This is a genomic window from Rhodovarius lipocyclicus (assembly GCF_009900765.1).
Taxonomy (GTDB): Bacteria; Pseudomonadota; Alphaproteobacteria; order Acetobacterales; family Acetobacteraceae; genus Rhodovarius; species Rhodovarius lipocyclicus.
Map to the genome: position 1 here is coordinate 53486 of NZ_JAAABL010000015.1, position 17149 is coordinate 70634.

Consider the following 17149-nt stretch of genomic DNA (forward strand, 5'->3'; position numbering starts at 1 on the left):
GAGCATCTGTTCTGTCATCGCACGCCCAGGCTTTGCACTGCAACAGAAGCTGCCATGGCGGTCGCCTGCCGTGGGGCCGGCCGCGCCAGCACCTGTTCCAATGTGTTGAAGTGATGATCCCAGCCGGGTTGTAAAAAGCCGGTGATGCGGGCGAGTTGCGCGGCGCGCGCGGCGCTGCCCGGCTGGGCGTAGTCCAGCACCGCGTCGCGCCAGCCCAGCCCGTCGATCGGGTGCAGATAATCGGGCACGCCCGCCCCCACTTCCCGCAGGGTGGGGATGTCGGCGCAGATGGCGGGGGTGCCGAGGCTCAGCGCCTCGATCAGCGGGATGCCGTAGCCCTCGGTGAAGCTGGGGAACAGCAGGGCGCGGGCGTGGCGCAGGGTGGCCGCGACCTCCGCGTCACTGGCGCGGGGGCGTTCCTCCACCAGGCCCTTCAGGCCCGGGGTGCGGTCCAGCATGCGGAACACCGTCTCATTCTGCCAGCCGCGCCGGCCCAGGATGATCAGGCGCGGGGCCCGTGGGCCCAGGCGCTCCGCCAAATCCCGCCACAGGTTCAGCAGCAGCAGGTGGTTCTTGCGTGGTTCGATGGTGCCGAGCGTGACGAAATACGGGTGCGGCGGGGGCGGGGTGTTGGGGATGCTGCGCAGCGGCGGCAGGTCGAAGCCCGGCGGGGCCACGAGGACGGGCGGAACCTCTCCGCCGCCGCCGGCGAAATGGCCGACCAGTTCCACCCGCGTGGCGCCGCTGACCACCAGCACCGCGTCCGCCAGGGCCGAGGCCACCGCCAGCCGCCGGGCATGGGCGCGGGTCTGGCGCGGGCGGGCGTATTCCGGGTGGGTCAGGGGGATCAGGTCATGGATGATGGGCACGAAGCGGGCGCCGCGCCGCTTCAGCGCCGCGATCGGCGCGGCCTCCGACATGGATTGATGGGCCGTCAGCAGCAGCGCCGCCCGAGGCATCCGGGCGATGCGGCGCAGCAGGGCCGGGTGGCCCAGCCCGCTCAGCAGCCAGGCCCGCGCCGCCAGGCTGATGCCGCGCAGCCGCGCGCGCACCGCCTCTCCGCGGGTCACGCCCAGCCAGGCCTCCAGCAGCGCCATGGCCAGCGCATCGGGCAGCAGGCTGAAATGGCCATAGGGGGAGAGCGCCACGAAGCAGCGGTCCCGCGGTGGCAGGGTGGCGCAATGCCGCACATAGGCCAGTTCCACCCGATCGAGGCCTGACAGGGAGGCACGCCCGGCCGAGGAAAGCAGCCGGGAGATGTCCAGAAGCGGTTGCAAGACCTCCAGGACTCCTGGGCTGATGGGGTGAGCGGCGAAAGAATAACACCTTAACGCTTGGTTGCCCCTAGCGCGCGGGTCAGGAAAATTCAGTGTTCTCCAACACCATGTCGCGTATTTCGCTGATGAAAGTGGCAGAATGGCGGCCTGGACGGTCCCGGCGGCACCTGCTCAACTCTCCGGCAGACGACGGAGATCGACATGGCCATCTGGAAACGCCACCCCGACATCGCCGAGGTGCATGGCCGCCAGGAAGGCACTGTGAACGGACTGCTGGGCCTGCGCATCACCGAGGTGGGGGATGACTGGCTGCGCGGCGAGATGCCGGTGGATGAGCGCCATGTGCAGCCCTTCGGCATCCTGCATGGCGGGGTTTCCGTGGTGCTGGCCGAGACGCTGGGCTCGCTCGCCTCCATCCTGTGCTGCGAGGAGGACCAGATGGCCGTGGGCCTCGAGATCAATGCCAACCACCTGCTGCCGGTGCCCAAGGGCGACCGCATCACGGGCGAATGCCGCGCCGTGCGGGTGGGGCGCGCCGTGCATGTCTGGAATATCGAGATCCGGCGCGGGGATGGCCGGCTGTCCTGCGTCTCGCGCCTGACCACCGCGATCGTGGAGCGCAGATAGTTCATTCGCATGAAGCGCCGGATGAAGCGCCCGCAATATTGCGTTGCAATATCACGGAGTTGTGGGCCACGCTCCCGTGATTGCACGCGCTGGTGGCGATCTGGTGGGCGGGTTGCCGGTCTCTTTGGCGCAGGCGTGATGGGGGGGGCGATTCGTCCCCCGCAATCCAGGATTGCAGGCCGCCGCCGGATGGTAGCGTGCCGGTCATGCACAAGTTCACCATCCCGCCTGAGATCTCCGCACGGGTCACGGCGCGCTGCGGCACGCCGCACCCCTTCGCCACGCTGAAGGGGCCACGCACCGCCCTGCTGGTGGTGGACATGCAGAACGCCTTCATGGATTCCAGCGTGGGCCATGCGGTGTGCCCCAACGCGCCCTTCATCGTGCCCGCCATCAACCGCCTGGCCACCGCCACGCGCGCGGCCGGCGGCGCCGTGTTCTGGATCATGAACACGCATGACGAGGCCTGCGACACCGAATGGTCCGTGATGCAGGACATGGTGACGCCCGCCGCGCGCGCGAAGCGCAACGCGGCGCTGGGGCGCGGCAGCAAGGGCTATCAGCTGTGGCCGCACCTGCAGGTGCGCGACGGCGACGAGCTGGTCGAGAAATACCGCTTCAGCGCCCTGATCCCCGGCGGCGGCCCGCTGCTGGACAAGCTGCGCGCCCGCGGCATCGACACCGTGCTGGTGACCGGCACCGTCACCAATGTGTGCTGCGAGAGCACGGCGCGGGACGCGATGATGCTGAATTTCCGCACCATCATGGTCAGCGACGGCTGCGCCGCGATGAACGACGCCGAGCATGCCGCCAGCCTGATCAGCTTCCATCTGTTCTTCGGCGACGTGCTGACGGTGGAGCAGATCGAGGAGGCCTATGCGCGCTCCCGCCTGCTGGACCCGGTGGAATAACCGCCCTTTCATACCCGCATCGCAGCCGGAGACACGCGTTGAGCAAGCCCAAGGTTCTTTTCATCGGCACGGGGGGCACGATCAGCGCGCTCTCCTCCGTCGGCCCCTTCGACATCATGGATTACGGCTCCAAGGGCCGTTTCATGCAGGCCGAGGAGATCGTCGAATACTGGCCCCAGGTGAAGGAGAAGGCGGAGGTGGTGCCGATCCGCTTCCGCAATGTCGCCAGCACCGCCATCGGCCCCGCCGAGTGGCTGGAGCTGCTGGAACTGGCGCATAAAAGCTACGCCGAGCATCCGGATGCCGCCGGCATCGTGATCGGCCATGGCACCGCGACGCTGGAGGAGACGGCCTATTTCCTCTCCCTGGCGCACAAGCTGCCGGTGCCGATCGTGGTGGTGGGCGCGCAGCGGCCCTCCAGCGGGCTGTCCAGCGATGCGGGGATGAATTTGGCCAATGCCATCCGCGTGGCGGCCGACCCCGGCGCGCGCGGCCTGGGCGCGCTGGTGCTGCTGAACGATGAGGTGAACGCGGCGCGCGAGGTGACCAAGACCAGCACCGGCCGCATGCAGACCTTCCGCAGCCCGGATTTCGGCTGCCTGGCCCATGCCGATGGCGACACCATCGCCTGGTACCGCAAGCCGTTGCGCCGCCTGGCGCCGGATACGGAATTCGACGTGCGCGGGCTGACCAGCCTGCCGCGCGTGGATGTCATGTACAGCTATGCCGGCAGCGACGGCGCGGCGGCCGCCGCCTATGTGGCCGCCGGCGCCAGGGGCATCGTGATCGCGGGCTTCGCGCCCGGCTTCGTCAGCCCCGGTGAGGCCGATGCGCTGGCCGCGGCGGCGGCCAAGGGCGTGGTCGTGGTCTGCGCCACCCGCGCGGGCTCCGGCCGGTCCTTCGGCACCAGCCGCAAGCGTGAGCTGGGCTTCCTGGATGCCGACAACCTGACGGTGCAGAAGGCGCGCATCCTGCTGTCCCTCGCGCTGACCCGCACGACGGACAAGGCCGAGATCGCCCGGATGTTCGCGGAGTACTGAGCGCATCCCGGCAAGATCGGGCTGGATCGGCCACCCCAGCCGGGCGCAACATGGCGCGATGAACCGCTTCCTCGCCCTGTTCCTGTTGTTGCCCGGCCTGGCCTGGGCCCAGGCTTCGGTGACCCCGGCCCCCACCCGCTGGCATGCCGTGCTGGTGGCGGGCGACCCCAGCCTGGAGGTTTGGGACGCGGCGGTGGAATCCTTGGGCCTGGGGCTGGAGCGCGGCGGCGGGCTGGCCAGCTTGCGCCGTTTCTCCGCCCGGCAGGACCGCACCACCCAGGGGGCCGAGCCCGCGACACCCGACCGTGTGCTGGCCGCCATCGCCCAAATGCGCCCCGGCCCGGGGGAAGCCTGCCTGGTGTTCCTGACCATGCATGGCGTGCCGAACCAGGGGCTGGCCTTTCCCCTGTCCCGGCAGGCGGTGGGGCCGGCGCCGCTGGATGCGGCACTCTCCCAGGGGTGCGGGCGGGCGCCGACCTTCGTCGTGGTGTCGGCCTGCTACAGCGGCGGCTTCGCGGCGGCGCCGATGGCGCGGCCCAACCGGGTGATCCTGACCGCCGCGCGGGCGGACCGCTCCAGCTTCGGCTGCGGCGCGCAGTTCAGCCTGACCGTGTTCGACCGCTGCGTGATCACGGCGATGATGGTGGGGCAGGGCGGCGCGCCCGGGGTGGCCCGGTCGGCGCGGGATTGCGTGGCGGCCGAGGAAGCCCGCCAGAACATGCGCCCGCCCAGCGAACCCCAGGCCTATATCGGCGCCGAGGCGGTCGCGCTGGTGCCCCGGCTGCGGAAGAACTGAGCGCCTATCGCCACAGCCCCCGCGCGGCCAGCCAGTCCTGCACCAGCTTCGCGACCTCATCGCTGTTGCGGTCCATCATGATCATGTGGCTGTTGCCGCGGATGCCGCGTTCCGGCAGGTCCACCACGTCCACGCTGCCGCCGGCGGCGCGCACCGCCTCCGCGAAGCGCACGCCATTGCCGCGGATGGTGGGCCAGCGCGAATCCTGGGCGATGTAGTCGCCATAGACCATCAGCACCGGCACGTTGCGCAGGGCCTCCACCCGGGCCGGGTCGCCCACCGCGGCGGGTTCGATCAGCACCAGGGCGCGCACCAGATCGGGCCGGGCCTGGGCCGCGCGCCAGCCGAACTGGCCCGCCTGGCTGTGCACCATCACCACTGAGGGGCCGGTGCGTTCCAGCAGAGCGAGATAGGCCTCCAGCGTCAGGGTGTCCGTGGTGGTGAAGCGCGGCACGATCTGGCGCATGAAGTTCATGTAGCTGTCGCGGTCGGCGGGGAACTGGTTGCCGGGAAGCAGCTCCTGCCGGGCATAGCTGCCCTGGCCCGCGCCGATGCGGAAACGCTCATAGGGGTTGTCGAGCGTGACGGTCAGCGCTTGGCTGTTCGTCTGCTCGGGGATCTGCGTCCAGCCGGCGCGGCCGCGTTCCACCGCGTCACTGACGACCACATGCCAACCCTGGCGCAGGAAGTAGTGCTGCCAGCCCTCGCGGCCGTCGGGAGTGGTTTCCCAGGTCACGCCGGTCAGCCCCCCGCCATGCCACATCAGCAGCGGCGCCGCGCCGCGCAGGGGGCGGGGCACGAAATACTGGGCGTACATGGAGGCCATGAGATAGGTGCCGTTCGGGTCCACCCGGGCTGGCACGCCGCCCGGGGAGAACAGCACGTCGCGCACGGGCTGGCCGCTGATCACCACCTCCCGCCCGCCGACATGGAAGCTGCCGAAGCGTTCCAGCGTGATGGGTTCGGCGTTCACGGCCTGGGCCATGAGCAGGGGGGCGGCCGCCAGGGCCGCGCGCAGCAGGTGGCGCATGATGTTTCCTCCGTCATTGGCGGGCAGGCTGCCCGAAGGCGGCCGGCCTGCCAAGCGAGGGAAGAGCACCTGCCGCCGCCCGGCGTCCGAGGGCACGACAAAGACAGCGTGACGCCAGCGGCCCTTCAGGCCGCGCGCATCACGCCGGGTCTTCGGTATCCAGCGCGTAGCCCGCGCTGCGCACGGTGCGGATGATGTCCGTCTCGCCATCCGCGTTGATCGCCTTGCGCAGGCGGCGGATGTGCACGTCCACTGTCCGGGGCTCCACATGGATGTCCCGGCCCCACACCGCGTCCAGCAGCTGTTCGCGCGTGAACACCCGGCCCGGGTGCTGCAGGAAGAATTCCAGCAGCCGGTATTCCGTGGGGCCCAGGTGCAGGGCGCGGTTGGCGCGCGTCACCCGGTGCGCGTCCTGGTCCATGGACAGGTCCAGGAAGGCCAGCGTGCCCTTGGTCGGCACGGAGCCGGAGCGGCGCAGCAGCGCGCGGATGCGCGCCAGCAGCGCGTCCACCGCGAAGGGCTTGGTGATGTAGTCGTCGGCGCCCAGGTCCAGCGCGCGCACCGCGTCCTGGTCCTCCGTGCGGGCGGTTACCATGATGATGGGCAGGTCGCGCGTCGCGGGCTTGCGGCGGATCTGCCGGCACACCTCGATGCCGGACAGCGAGGGCAGCATCCAATCCAGCAGGATCAGGTCCGGCCTTGCCTCCGCCACGCGCAGCAGCGCTTCCTGGCCGTCAGTGGCTTCCTCCACGCGGAAACCCTGTTTTTCCAGGTTGTAGCGCAGCAGCGTCAGCAGCGGCGCTTCGTCCTCGACCACCAGGATGGTGGGCTTTGCCATGCCGTTGAAACCTTCGGGCATGTCGTGCTCCTTTCGAAGGGGCTTAATCCGGCGCGCGCACCACGGCATAGGCCGAGCTGTCGGCCTTGGGGCGCTCATCGGGCAGGTTTTCCCCGACCACGGCGAAATGCACGCGCTCGGCGATGTTGGTGGCGTGGTCGCCGATCCGTTCCAGGTTCTTGGCGACAAACAGCAGGTGGGTGGCCGCGGTGATGTTGCGCGGGTCCTCCATCATGAAGGTCAGCAATTCGCGGAAGATGCCGTTGTAGATGTCATCCACCTGCTCATCGCTGGCCCAGACCTCATCGGCGCGGGCGACATCGTCGTTCACCAGCGCGTCGATGGCGCCCTTCAGGTTCTCCTGCACCAGGTGCGCCAGGCGGCTGAACCCGTTCATGGAGGAGAAGGCCGGCTGGTTGGCGATCACGATCGAACGCTTGGCGGCGTTGCGGGCGTAGTCGCCGATGCGCTCCAGGTCCTGGCTCACCTTCATGCAGGCGATGATGAGGCGCAGGTCGGCGGCCATGGGCTGGCGCAGCGCCAGCAGGCGCACGCTGAACTGCTCGATCTCGCGCTCCAGCGCGTCGATCTCGGCGTCGCGCGTGACGACCTGGGCCGCCAGTTCGGTGTCGCGGCGGACCAGGGCGCGGGTGCTGTCGTCCACCTGCTGCTCGGCCAGCCCGCCCATGCGCGCGATCATGGCGCGCAGGCGCTTCAGCTCCTGGTCATAGGAGGTGACGATATGCTGGGAGGATTCGTTCGTGGGCATGTTTCTGTCCCCCTGGCTCAGCCGAACCGGCCGGTGATGTAGTCCTGCGTGCGCGGGTGCTTGGGTGCCGTGAACAGCTGGGCGGCGGGGGCCACCTCGATCAGCTCACCCAGGTAGAAGAACGCTACCTGGTCCGCGCAGCGGGCGGCCTGCTGCATGTTGTGGGTGACGATGGCGATGGTGAAATCGCGCTTCAGCTCGTCGATCAGCTCCTCGATCTTCAGGGTGGAGATCGGGTCGAGCGCCGAGGTCGGTTCGTCCAGCAGGATCACTTCCGGGCGCACCGCGATGGTGCGCGCGATGCACAGGCGCTGCTGCTGCCCGCCCGACAGCCCCATGGCGGAGGTATGCAGCCGGTCCTTTACCTCGCCCCAGATGGCGGCGCGGGTCAGGGCCCATTCGATGCGGGCGGCCATGTCGGCCTTGTTCAGCTTCTCATGCAGGCGGATGCCGAAGGCGATGTTTTCCCAGATGGTCATCGGGAAGGGCGTGGGCTTCTGGAACACCATCCCGATGCGAGAGCGCAGCTCGTTCACATCCAGCTTCGGGTCCAGGATGTTGTGGCCGTCCATCAGCACCTCGCCCTCGGCGCGCTGGCCGGGGTAGAGGCTGAACATGCGGTTCAGCACGCGCAGCAGCGTGGACTTGCCGCAGCCGGAGGGGCCGATCATGCCCGTCACCTGGCGTTCGGGCAGGTCGAAGTTGATGCCCTTCAGCGCCTTGGGCAGGCCGGCGGCATAGTAGAAATCCAGGTTGCGGACACTGACGCGGGCCTGCTGGCTGACGGCGGCCTCGCTGCGGGCCTGAACGCCGCCGAAGCCGGAAGCCGGGTTGGTTTCGGTCATGGACATCGGGGGCTCCGTTACTTGCGCCGCGCCAGGAACAGGCGGGCGGAGATGTTGATGGCAAGCACGCCGAGCGTGACGATCAGGGCACCGGTCCAGGCCAGGGCGATCAGGTCCGGGAAGCCGGAATTGGCCTGCTGGTAGATGGCGATGGGCAGGCTGCCCATGGCATTGCCCAGGTTCCAGCTGACGATGTTGTTGCCGAAGCTGGTCAGCAGCAGCGGCGCGGTCTCACCGGCGATGCGGGCGAAGGCCAGCAGCACGCCGGTGACGATGCCCGACAGCGCGGCGCGATAGGCGATGAGGGTGATCATCTTCCATTTCGGCGCGCCCAGGCCGATCACGGCCTCCCGCAGCGTGTTGGGCAGCAGCTGCAGCATGTCCTCCGTCGTGCGGACCACGACGGGGATGACCAGGATGGCGAGCGCCACCGACCCCGCGATGGCGGAGAAGCCGCCCGCCGGCAGCACCAGCAGCTGATAGACGAACAGGCCCACCAGCACCGAGGGGGCGGAGAGCAGCACGTCCGACACGAAGCGCACCGCGTTGCCCAGCGCCGAGCCCCGGGCGTATTCCGACAGGTAGGTGCCGACCAGGATGCCGATGGGCGTGCCGATCAGGATGCCCATGCCCGACTGCACCAGCGTGCCCAGGATGGCGTGCAGCAGCCCGCCCGCCGGCGCGTCGGGGTCGCCATAGGTGGTGGGCTGGAATTCGCGGGTGAAGGTCAGCAGGTCCAGCCGCGGCAGACCCTTCACCAGCAGGGTGAACAGGATGGAGGCCAGGAAGAACAGCCCCACCAGCGTGGCGCCGATGCAGAACAGGCGCACGGTGTGGTCGATCAGGCGCCGGCGGCGGCTCATGGCGCGCGCGGTCGCGTGTTCGGCGGCGGTGCGGGTGAAGGCGATGGTCGTGGTGCTCATGGCGGTCAGGCCTTCAGCCGGGAGCGCAGGAGCCAGCGCGAGATGGCCAGCACGATGAAGGAGATGACGAACAGGATGAAGCCCAGCGCGAACAGCGAGGACTGCTTCAGGCTGCCCGCCAGGCTTTCCGGGAATTCCATGGCGACGACGGAGGCGATGGTGGTGGTGGCATCGAAGATGCTGCCGGCCATGCGGTTGGCGTTGCCGATCACGAAGGTGACGGCCATCGTCTCACCCAGCGCGCGGCCCAGGCCCAGCATGATGCCGCCCACGACGGAGGTGCGGGTGTAGGGCAGCACCACGCTGCGGACCACTTCCCAGCGCGTGGCGCCGAGGCCGTAGGCGCTTTCCTTGAACACCGCGGGCACCTGCTCGAACACGTCGCGCATGGTGGCCGCGATGAAGGGGATGATCATGATGGCGATCACCAGGGCGGCGGCGAAGATGGAAGTGCCGGCGTAGTTGCTGCTCTCGAACAGGAAGCCGATGAGCGGGATGGCGGCCAGTTCCTCGCCGAAGGCGAACTGGATCTTCTGCTGCACGAAGGGCACCAGCACGAACAGGCCCCACATGCCGAAGATGATGGAGGGGACGGCGGCCAGCAGCTCGATCGCGATGCCCACCGGGCGGCGCAGCCATTGGGGCGCCAGCTCCGTCAGGAAGAAGGCGATGCCGAAGGCCAGCGGCACGGCCAGCAGGATGGCCAGCAGTGAGGACAGGATGGTGCCCGCGACCGCCACGGCCGCGCCGTAGCTCTCGCGGCCCTCGACCGGGTTCCAGTCGGTGCTGACCAGGAAGTGCAGGCCGAAATGGCGGAAGGCGGGCAGGCCGCCCAGGAACAGGGTGAGGATGATGCCACCCAGCAGCAGCAGGACAAGCAGCCCCGCGCCTTTGCACAGCCAGGCGAACACCAGGTCTCCGGTGGCGCCGGAACTGCGGCGGATCACCTGATCGGAAGTGGTTGCGGACACGCGCGGCCCTTTTTCGCTGAACTCAGGCAGGGGGGAATAAGGTGGGGGCGCCCCGGAGTCATCCTCCAAGGCGCCCCCGTGGGTTCAGGCGGTCCAGATCGCGGCGCCGGCGGGGGTCTTCACCTCGGCCGCCCAGGCGGCGCGCACCTGGTTCTGCACGCTCTCGGGCAGGGGGATGTATTCCAGGCGCTCCGCGATCTGCGCGCCGGACTTATAGGCCCAGTCGAAGAAGCGCATGGTGTTGCGGCTGGCATCCACCTTGTCCGCCGCCGGGTTGGTCGGCAGCAGGATGAAGGTGGGGCTGACGATCGGCCAGGCGTTGTCGCCGTGCAGGTCCACCAGATCGGCCGCGAAGCCGGGGACGGCCCAGTTGGCCTGCGACGCGGCGGCCATGAAGGTCGCGTTGTCCGGCTTCACGAACTTGCCGGACTTGTTGCGCAGCTGCGTCGTGGTCAGGCGGTTCACCGTGGCATAGGCGTTCTCGGTGTAGCCGATGGCACCCGGGGTGTTGCGCACCGTGTTGGCCACGCCCTCATTGCCGCGGGCGCCGTTGCCGGCCGGCCACTGGACGGAGGTGGCGGCGCCGGGGCCGCTCTTCCACGCTTCGGAGACGCGGGAGAGGTAGGTGGTGAACACGAAGGTCGTGCCAGAGGCATCGGCGCGGTACACCGGGGAGACCGGGACGGCCGGCAGGCGCAGGTCGCGGTTCAGCTCGGCGATGCGGGTGTCGTTCCAGCGGGCGATGCGGCCCATGAACAGGTCGGCGACCAGTTCCGGGGTCAGCTTCAGCGCGTTGTCGGCAACACCCGGCAGGTTCACGATGAGCACCACGGCGCCCATCACGGTCGGGAACTGCAGCAGCTTGCGCTCGGCCAGCTGGGCGGCGGGCAGGGGGGCGTCGGTCGCGCCGAAATCCACCGTGCGGTTGGTGATCTGGTTGATCCCGCCGCCGGAGCCGATGGACTGGTAGTTCAGCTGCACGCCCAGGGGCTCGCGCCCGGCCTGGGCCCAACGCTCATAGACGGGGCGGGGGAAGGTGGCGCCGGCGCCGGTGATGGTCGCCTGCTGCGCACGGGCGGTGCCAGCGGCGAAGGCGAGGGGAAGCGCCGCGCCGCCCATCAGAAGGCCGCGACGGTTGAAGCCGTGAGTCACGAGATTTCTCTCCGGGTTGTGATGTCGGGGGCAACGAATGCCCCCGGCCCGGGGTGGCTTCTATGAGTGTTCCGGGACAGCCGGATTTCAATTCTGTGACAGTTCGATGACATCGGGTGTGGATGAACCGGGCATTCATCCACATCCGCCATCATCTCAGGGCTTTGTGTACCACGAAGGCTTCCGCTTTTCACGAAAAGCCGCGAGTCCCTCCCGCCCTTCGGCGCTGGCCCGCTGGCGCCAGCTTTCATAGGCCAGCATCGACATCTCCCGCGGGTGCAGCGTCAGGCCGTTGGCGGCCAGGAAGCTGTCCTTGGTCATGGCGATGGCGGTCGGGCTGCTGTGCATCGTCTCGTCCAGGATGTGTTCGAGTCGCGCCTCGATCGCGTCCTCGGCCACCACCTCATGCACCAGGTCGATGCGCAGGGCTTCCTCGGCGCCGAAGCGCTCGCCCGTCAGGGCATAGCGGCGGGTGTGCCGCAGCCCCATGGCGCTGACCATGTGGGTGGAGATGGGGGAGGGCGCGACACCCACCCGCACTTCCGTCAGGCCGAAGATGGCGTCGGGCGTGGCGAGCGCCACATCCACGCAGCACACCATGCCCGCACCGCCGCCGAAGCAGGCGCCCTTCACCAGCGCGAAGGTGGGGCGGGGGAATTCGTTCAGCAACTGCATGGCCGTGACGGTGGCCATGCTGGCCGCATGCGCCTGCTCGGTGGGATAGTTCGCGGCCTCGGCCAGCCAGTTCAGGTCGGCGCCGGCCTGGAAATGCCGGCCCGCGCCCCGGATGACCAGGGCGCGCACGCTGGGGTCGGGGGCCAGCTGGCGCAGGCCGGCGATCAATGCCTCCAGCAGGGCGCCGTTGTAGGCATTGCCGAATTTCGGACGGTTGAGCGTGACGGTGACGATGCCGCGCGCATCGCGCGACAGCAGGACGGGTGATTCCTCGGTCATGGTTTCCTCGCTTTATCCGGGAATCCTGGACGCATCCCCCATGTGGCGCAACCGCCACCGCATTGCCCTGCGCCCGCCATGGTTGGGGCGCTGGATGCACGGCACAGGAGGATACCATGAACCAACGCCGTCTGTTTCTGCTCTCGGGCCTGGCCACGCTGGTGGGGGCCCCGATGCTGGCGCGGGACGCCCAGGCCCAGCCATGGCGGGCCCCGCCGGAACGCGCCCCGCCAGAGCGTTTCCCGCCGGAGCGTTTCCCGCCGGAGCGCGCCTCACCGGAACGTGCCCCGCCTGAGCAGTTCCAACCCGAGCGTCCCCATCCGGGGCGCGGCCGCCCGGGGCGGTTCGAGCCGGCCCCGGTGCCCGAACTGCGCCCGGAGGGCCCGCCGCCCCCGCCGCCGGGCCGTGGCTATGGCTGGCAGCCGGGCCATTGGGAATGGAACGGCCGCCGCTATGTCTGGGTCGGCGGGCGCCATGTGCGCCAGCGCCGCCGGGGGGTGGAGTGGGTGCCGGGCCATTGGGCGGAACGCCCGCGTGGCCCGGTGTGGGTTCCCGGCCGCTGGCGCTGAGGTAAGGTGGCGGTTCTCTCCCCGGGAGGAGCCGCCCCTTGCGCCCCACGCTCTATGGTCCCCGCCACGCCGTCTCGGCCGGGCATTACCTGGCCGCGACGGCCGCCAGCACGGTGCTGGAAAATGGCGGCAACGCCGTCGATGCCGGCTGCGCGGCCGGCATGGCCCTTGGCGTGCTGCTGCCTGACCTGGTGAATGTGGCGGGCGTGGCCCCCATCATGATCCGCCTGGCCGACGGCACCGTGGAAAGCATCGCGGGCCTCGGCCACTGGCCCGCCGCCCTGCCGCCCGACATCTTCATGCGCGAGCATGGCGGCAAGATCCCGAACGGGGTGCGCCGCACCGTGGTGCCCGCCGCCCCCGATGCCTGGATCACCGCGCTGGAACGACACGGCACCTGGCGCTTCGAGGATATCGCGAGCTTCGCCATCCGCTTCGCGGGCGAGGGCTTCGCGGTGTTCCCGCTGCTGCGCGAAAGCGTGCTGGCCCACCGCGAGGACTATGAGCGCTGGGAGAGCAACCGCGCCATCTTCCTGCCCAACGGCCGCGTGCCGGAGGTGGGGGAGCGCTTCGTGCAATCCGACCTGGCCCGCACCCTGACCTATATGGCCGATGAGGCCCACGCGGCGCCGACGCGGCAGGCCGGGCTCGCGGCCGCCCATGCCGCCTTCTACAAGGGCGATATCGCGCGCGCCATCGTGGCGCATCAGCAGGCCGAGGGCGGCTTCCTGTCACGCGAAGACCTGGCCGGGTTCCGCAGCAGGATCGAACCCGTGGTCCGCCGCCCCTGGCGCGGGCATGAGGTGATAACCTGCGGCCCCTGGTGCCAGGGCCCCGCCCTGCTGGAGGCGCTGCTGCTGGCCGAGCAGGCGGGCATCGCGGGCATGGCCCACAACAGCGCCGACTACATCCACACGCTGGTCGAGGCCATCAAGCTGGCCATGTCCGACCGCGAGGCCTTCTTCGGCGACCCCGCCTTCATGGATGTGCCGATCGAGGCGTTGCTGTCGCCCGAACATATCCGGGCGCGGGCGGCCGGCATCGGCGCCACCGCGCACCCAGCGATGCCGGAGCCGATCCTGGGCGCGCTGGGCCTGCTGCCCGAGCCCTGTCCGGCGGCGCTGCCGACGGTGGAGGCCGATACCAGCTATGTCGCGGTGGTGGACCGCTGGGGCAATGCGTTCTCCGCCACACCCAGCGACGGGTCGTGGAACGCGCCGGTCACGCCGGGCTTGGGCATCGTGCCGTCCAACCGCGGCAGCCAGTCGCGGCCAGACCCGCGCCATCCCTCGGGCGTGGCCCCCGGCAAGCGCCCGCGCCTGACGCCCAACCCCGCCATGGTGGTGACGAAGGAAGGCGGCGTGATGCCGCTGGGCACGCCGGGCGGTGACGTGCAGATCCAGGCGATGATCCAGGTGATGCTGAACGTGTTCCAGCACGGCATGGAATTGCAGGACGCGGTCGAGGCCCCGCGCATGGCCAGCTATGCCTTCCCGTCCTCCTTCGCGCCGTTCGAGTATTTTCCGCGCCGGGTGGCCATCGAAAGCCGCGTGGCCCCCGAGGTGCGGGCCGAACTGGCCGCGCGCGGGCATGAGGTGAAGGACTGGCCGGACATCACCTGGCTGGCGGGCGCGGTGGAGACGGTGCTGTCCCTGCCGGAGCGCAAGCTGGTGGCGGCGGGGGCGGACCCGCGCCGGCCGGCCTATGCGGTGGTGGGGTGACAGCCCGGGTCATGTTTCACATCGCAGTAGGCTGACTTCCTGGCCCATCACCCCTATCTGGGCCGGATGACCAAGCCCGACGACGAGCGCACCCACCTCGACACGCTGAAAAGCCTTGTTCCCTACCTCTGGCCCCCGGGCGAGACGGAGCTGCGGGCGCGGGTGGTAGCCTCGATGCTGCTGCTGGTCCTCGGCAAGGCGGCGAATGCGCTGGTGCCCATCTTCTACGCGCGCGGCGTGGATGCGCTGGCGCCGCATTCCGGCACCGGGGCGCTGGTGGCCATCCCGGTCGCGCTGATCGTCGGCTATGGGCTGATGCGCGCCCTGTCCTCCCTGTTCGCGGAGGGGCGGGACGCCGTCTTCACCAAGGTGCAGGCCCGCGCCACGCGGCAGATCGCGCTGTCGGTGTTCAAGCACCTGCACGCGCTGTCCCTGCGCTTCCACCTGGACCGGCAGACGGGCGGGCTGACGCGGCTGATCGAGCGCGGGGTGCGCGGCATCACCTTCGTGCTGGATTTCGCGCTGTTCAACATCGTGCCCACCATCGTCGAGATCCTGCTGGTCGCGGTGATCCTGTGGGGGATGTTCGACATCTCCTTCGCGGCGGTCACGCTGGGGGCGGTGGCGATCTATGTCGCCTTCACGCTGATGTTCACCAACTGGCGCCTGCAATTCCGCCGCCGGATGAACGAGACCGACCAGCAGGCCAATACGCGCGCCATCGACAGCCTGCTGAACTACGAGACGGTCAAATACTTCAACGCCGAGAAGCACGAGACGCGCCGCTACGACGCCTCCCTCGCGCGGTACGAGAAGGCCTGGACGCAGTCCGAGGTGTCGCTCAACGCGCTGAACGCGGGGCAGCAGGCGATCATCGCGGTGGGGCTGACCATCATCATGGTGATGGCCGCCCAGGGCGTGACCAGCGGCCGGATGAGCGTGGGCGATTTCGTGCTGGTCAACACCTATATGATGCAGCTGTTCATCCCGCTGAATTTCCTGGGTTTCGTCTATCGCGAGATGAAGCAGGGCCTGACCGACATGGAGGCGATGTTCCGCCTGCTGCGGGAGGAGCGGGAGGTGGCGGACAGCCCCGCCGCGGCCCCCCTGCCGCCCGGCCCGGGCGCGCTGGTCTTCGACGACGTGCGCTTCGCCTATCGCCCCGACCGGCAGATCCTGAAGGGGGTCTCCTTCTCGGTGCCGGCGGGGCGGATGCTGGCCATCGTGGGGCCGACCGGGGCGGGCAAGTCCACCATCTCCCGCCTGTTGTTCCGCTTCTATGACGTGACGGGCGGGCGGATCGTGATCGACGGCGCCGATATCAAGGATGTGACGCAGGACAGCCTGCGCCAGGCCATCGGCGTGGTGCCGCAGGATACGGTGCTGTTCAACGACACCATCCGCTACAACATCGCCTATGGCCGCCCCGACGCGAGCCAGGAGGAGATCGAGGCCGCGGCCAAGCTGGCCCAGGTGCATGATTTCGTGCTGTCCATGCCCGATGGCTACGATACCATGGTGGGCGAGCGCGGGCTGAAGCTGTCGGGCGGCGAGAAGCAGCGCGTGGCGATCGCGCGCACCATCCTGAAGAACCCGCGCATCCTGATCCTGGACGAAGCCACCAGCGCGCTGGATACCCGCACGGAGCAGGAGATCCAGCAGGCCCTGCGCACCGTGGCGCGCGACCGCACCAGCCTGGTGATCGCCCACCGCCTGTCCACCGTGGTGGAGGCCGACGAGATCATCGTGCTGCGCGCAGGCGAGGTGGCCGAGCGCGGCAACCACGCCACCCTGATCTCGGCGAACGGGCTGTATGCCGAGATGTGGCGCCGCCAGTCCGAGGCGCTGGAAGCCGCCGAGGCCGCCGCCGCCGCCCAGGCCGCCGCCGACCTCGATCGTTCCGCCAGCGCCCGGGCGCAGGGCGAGCGGGGTTGATCCTGGCCATGCTTCCGAGGGGCCGGAAAGCCCAGCCCAGCGGCCGGATGCTCCGGCCGATGGGCTGACATGACAAAGACGTAACGCTCGGTGGCTTTTCGTTGCCCGCCAAATCTCCCATTTCGTTTTGATGAAAGCCACGGATAGCAGGACATGAACCAGGAATTCGACGCCGACGCGCCCGAGGATCTCAGCTACGCCGGCTCCGTGGTGGACAAGGCCATCGAGTATATGATCGAGCAGAAGATCAACCCGATCTCCGCGGCCTCGGCGCTGCTGGGCGGGGCGCTCGGCCTGCTGTCGCGCAGCATGGACGACCACGCGGTGGCCCAGGTGCTGCGCCAGGCGCTGGCAAGCGTGGAGGCCGGCGAATTGCGCGACCTGCCGACCCTGCCGCGCCGTAGCTGAAGACAGGCGCGGGTAGGGCTCAGGGGCTTCGCCCCCGAACCCCCACCGAGGGGCTCTGCCCCTCGGCTCCCCGCCAAAGGCCGAAAGGCCCTTGGAACCCAGGAATTGGCGCTTCATCCTGGCCAGCGGGACGCTATTTTCGTTATTAAAATCAATAAGAAACACCTTCCCAAGAGCAGCACCAAACTGCTCTAGGTCCAGGACCGAGCACGGTCCTGGCGGGGGTGTCGGGGGCGGAGCCCCTGACTGGGGGCCTCGGGGGGGTACAAACCGGCTAGGTTGGTGACAGTTTGGACCGGCGACCTGGGTGACAGTCTTTGTTATCGACTGGGAGGACCGGTCGATGCCCTGGACGGAGATATCCACGATGGATGCGCGGCTGT

At 69.3% G+C, this 17149-nt stretch carries 17 protein-coding genes; 8 read left to right on the forward strand and 9 right to left on the reverse strand.

Translation table 11 applies throughout. From position 1 onward, the window contains the following. Positions 1 to 14 precede the first annotated feature (14 nt). Positions 15 to 1277, reverse strand: a complete 1263-nt coding sequence (locus GT007_RS12205) for a glycosyltransferase family 4 protein (RefSeq protein ID WP_160121893.1) — start codon at positions 1275 to 1277, stop codon at positions 15 to 17. 201 nt (positions 1278 to 1478) lie between these two features. On the opposite strand from GT007_RS12205, the gene GT007_RS12210 reads away from it, so the two are divergent. From GT007_RS12210 to GT007_RS12225, 4 genes are all read left to right on the forward strand, one after another. Next, positions 1479 to 1904, forward strand: a complete 426-nt coding sequence (locus GT007_RS12210) for a PaaI family thioesterase (protein WP_160121894.1) — start codon at positions 1479 to 1481, stop codon at positions 1902 to 1904. Positions 1905 to 2110: 206 nt separating this feature from the next. After that, entirely contained in the window at positions 2111 to 2815 is a 705-nt protein-coding gene (locus GT007_RS12215; RefSeq protein WP_160121895.1) for a cysteine hydrolase family protein, read from the forward strand. 38 nt (positions 2816 to 2853) lie between these two features. Next, positions 2854 to 3855, forward strand: coding sequence for an asparaginase (locus tag GT007_RS12220; RefSeq protein ID WP_160121896.1), 1002 nt, complete (start codon positions 2854 to 2856; stop codon positions 3853 to 3855). A 58-nt stretch (positions 3856 to 3913) separates the two neighbouring features. Next, positions 3914 to 4651, forward strand: a complete 738-nt coding sequence (locus tag GT007_RS12225; RefSeq protein ID WP_160121897.1) for a C13 family peptidase — start codon at positions 3914 to 3916, stop codon at positions 4649 to 4651. A 4-nt stretch (positions 4652 to 4655) separates the two neighbouring features. Here GT007_RS12225 and GT007_RS12230 read toward each other — a convergent pair whose 3' ends face one another. The 8 genes from GT007_RS12230 to GT007_RS12265 form a co-directional block, all read right to left on the reverse strand. Then, positions 4656 to 5681 carry an alpha/beta hydrolase family protein gene (locus GT007_RS12230; RefSeq protein WP_236571637.1) on the reverse strand — a complete coding sequence of 342 codons (1026 nt, stop codon included), beginning with the start codon at positions 5679 to 5681 and terminating at the stop codon, positions 4656 to 4658. A gap of 139 nt (positions 5682 to 5820) precedes the next feature. After that, positions 5821 to 6540, reverse strand: coding sequence for a phosphate regulon transcriptional regulator PhoB (phoB, locus tag GT007_RS12235; RefSeq protein ID WP_160121898.1), 720 nt, complete (start codon positions 6538 to 6540; stop codon positions 5821 to 5823). 22 nt (positions 6541 to 6562) lie between these two features. After that, a complete protein-coding gene (phoU, locus tag GT007_RS12240; RefSeq protein ID WP_160121899.1) occupies positions 6563 to 7288 on the reverse strand; it encodes a phosphate signaling complex protein PhoU in 726 nt (241 codons plus the stop codon). 17 nt (positions 7289 to 7305) lie between these two features. Continuing rightward, positions 7306 to 8139, reverse strand: a complete 834-nt coding sequence (gene pstB, locus GT007_RS12245; RefSeq protein WP_408015547.1) for a phosphate ABC transporter ATP-binding protein PstB — start codon at positions 8137 to 8139, stop codon at positions 7306 to 7308. A gap of 11 nt (positions 8140 to 8150) precedes the next feature. After that, the gene (gene pstA, locus GT007_RS12250; RefSeq protein ID WP_160121900.1) at positions 8151 to 9056 is read right to left on the reverse strand and encodes a phosphate ABC transporter permease PstA; all 906 of its coding nucleotides are present in this window, start codon (positions 9054 to 9056) and stop codon (positions 8151 to 8153) included. Between the two features lie 5 nt (positions 9057 to 9061). After that, positions 9062 to 10027 carry a phosphate ABC transporter permease subunit PstC gene (gene pstC, locus GT007_RS12255; protein WP_160121901.1) on the reverse strand — a complete coding sequence of 322 codons (966 nt, stop codon included), beginning with the start codon at positions 10025 to 10027 and terminating at the stop codon, positions 9062 to 9064. Between the two features lie 84 nt (positions 10028 to 10111). After that, positions 10112 to 11179: a phosphate ABC transporter substrate-binding protein PstS gene (gene pstS / locus GT007_RS12260; RefSeq protein WP_236571638.1), complete on the reverse strand. Its 1068-nt coding sequence runs from the start codon at positions 11177 to 11179 to the stop codon at positions 10112 to 10114. A 156-nt stretch (positions 11180 to 11335) separates the two neighbouring features. Then, positions 11336 to 12133: an enoyl-CoA hydratase-related protein gene (locus GT007_RS12265; protein ID WP_160121902.1), complete on the reverse strand. Its 798-nt coding sequence runs from the start codon at positions 12131 to 12133 to the stop codon at positions 11336 to 11338. Between the two features lie 116 nt (positions 12134 to 12249). Here GT007_RS12265 and GT007_RS12270 point away from each other — a divergent pair, with 116 nt between their 5' ends. From GT007_RS12270 to GT007_RS12285, 4 genes are all read left to right on the forward strand, one after another. Beyond that, positions 12250 to 12702 (forward strand): YXWGXW repeat-containing protein, encoded by a 453-nt coding sequence (locus GT007_RS12270; protein WP_160121903.1) that lies wholly within the window; start codon positions 12250 to 12252, stop codon positions 12700 to 12702. A gap of 38 nt (positions 12703 to 12740) precedes the next feature. Continuing rightward, positions 12741 to 14423, forward strand: coding sequence for a gamma-glutamyltransferase family protein (locus tag GT007_RS12275; protein ID WP_160121904.1), 1683 nt, complete (start codon positions 12741 to 12743; stop codon positions 14421 to 14423). A 66-nt stretch (positions 14424 to 14489) separates the two neighbouring features. Further along, complete coding sequence (locus GT007_RS12280; protein WP_160121905.1) at positions 14490 to 16358, forward strand: ABCB family ABC transporter ATP-binding protein/permease; 1869 nt, start codon at positions 14490 to 14492, stop codon at positions 16356 to 16358. A gap of 153 nt (positions 16359 to 16511) precedes the next feature. Then, the gene (locus tag GT007_RS12285) at positions 16512 to 16766 is read left to right on the forward strand and encodes a hypothetical protein (RefSeq protein WP_160121906.1); all 255 of its coding nucleotides are present in this window, start codon (positions 16512 to 16514) and stop codon (positions 16764 to 16766) included. Positions 16767 to 17149 lie beyond the last annotated feature (383 nt).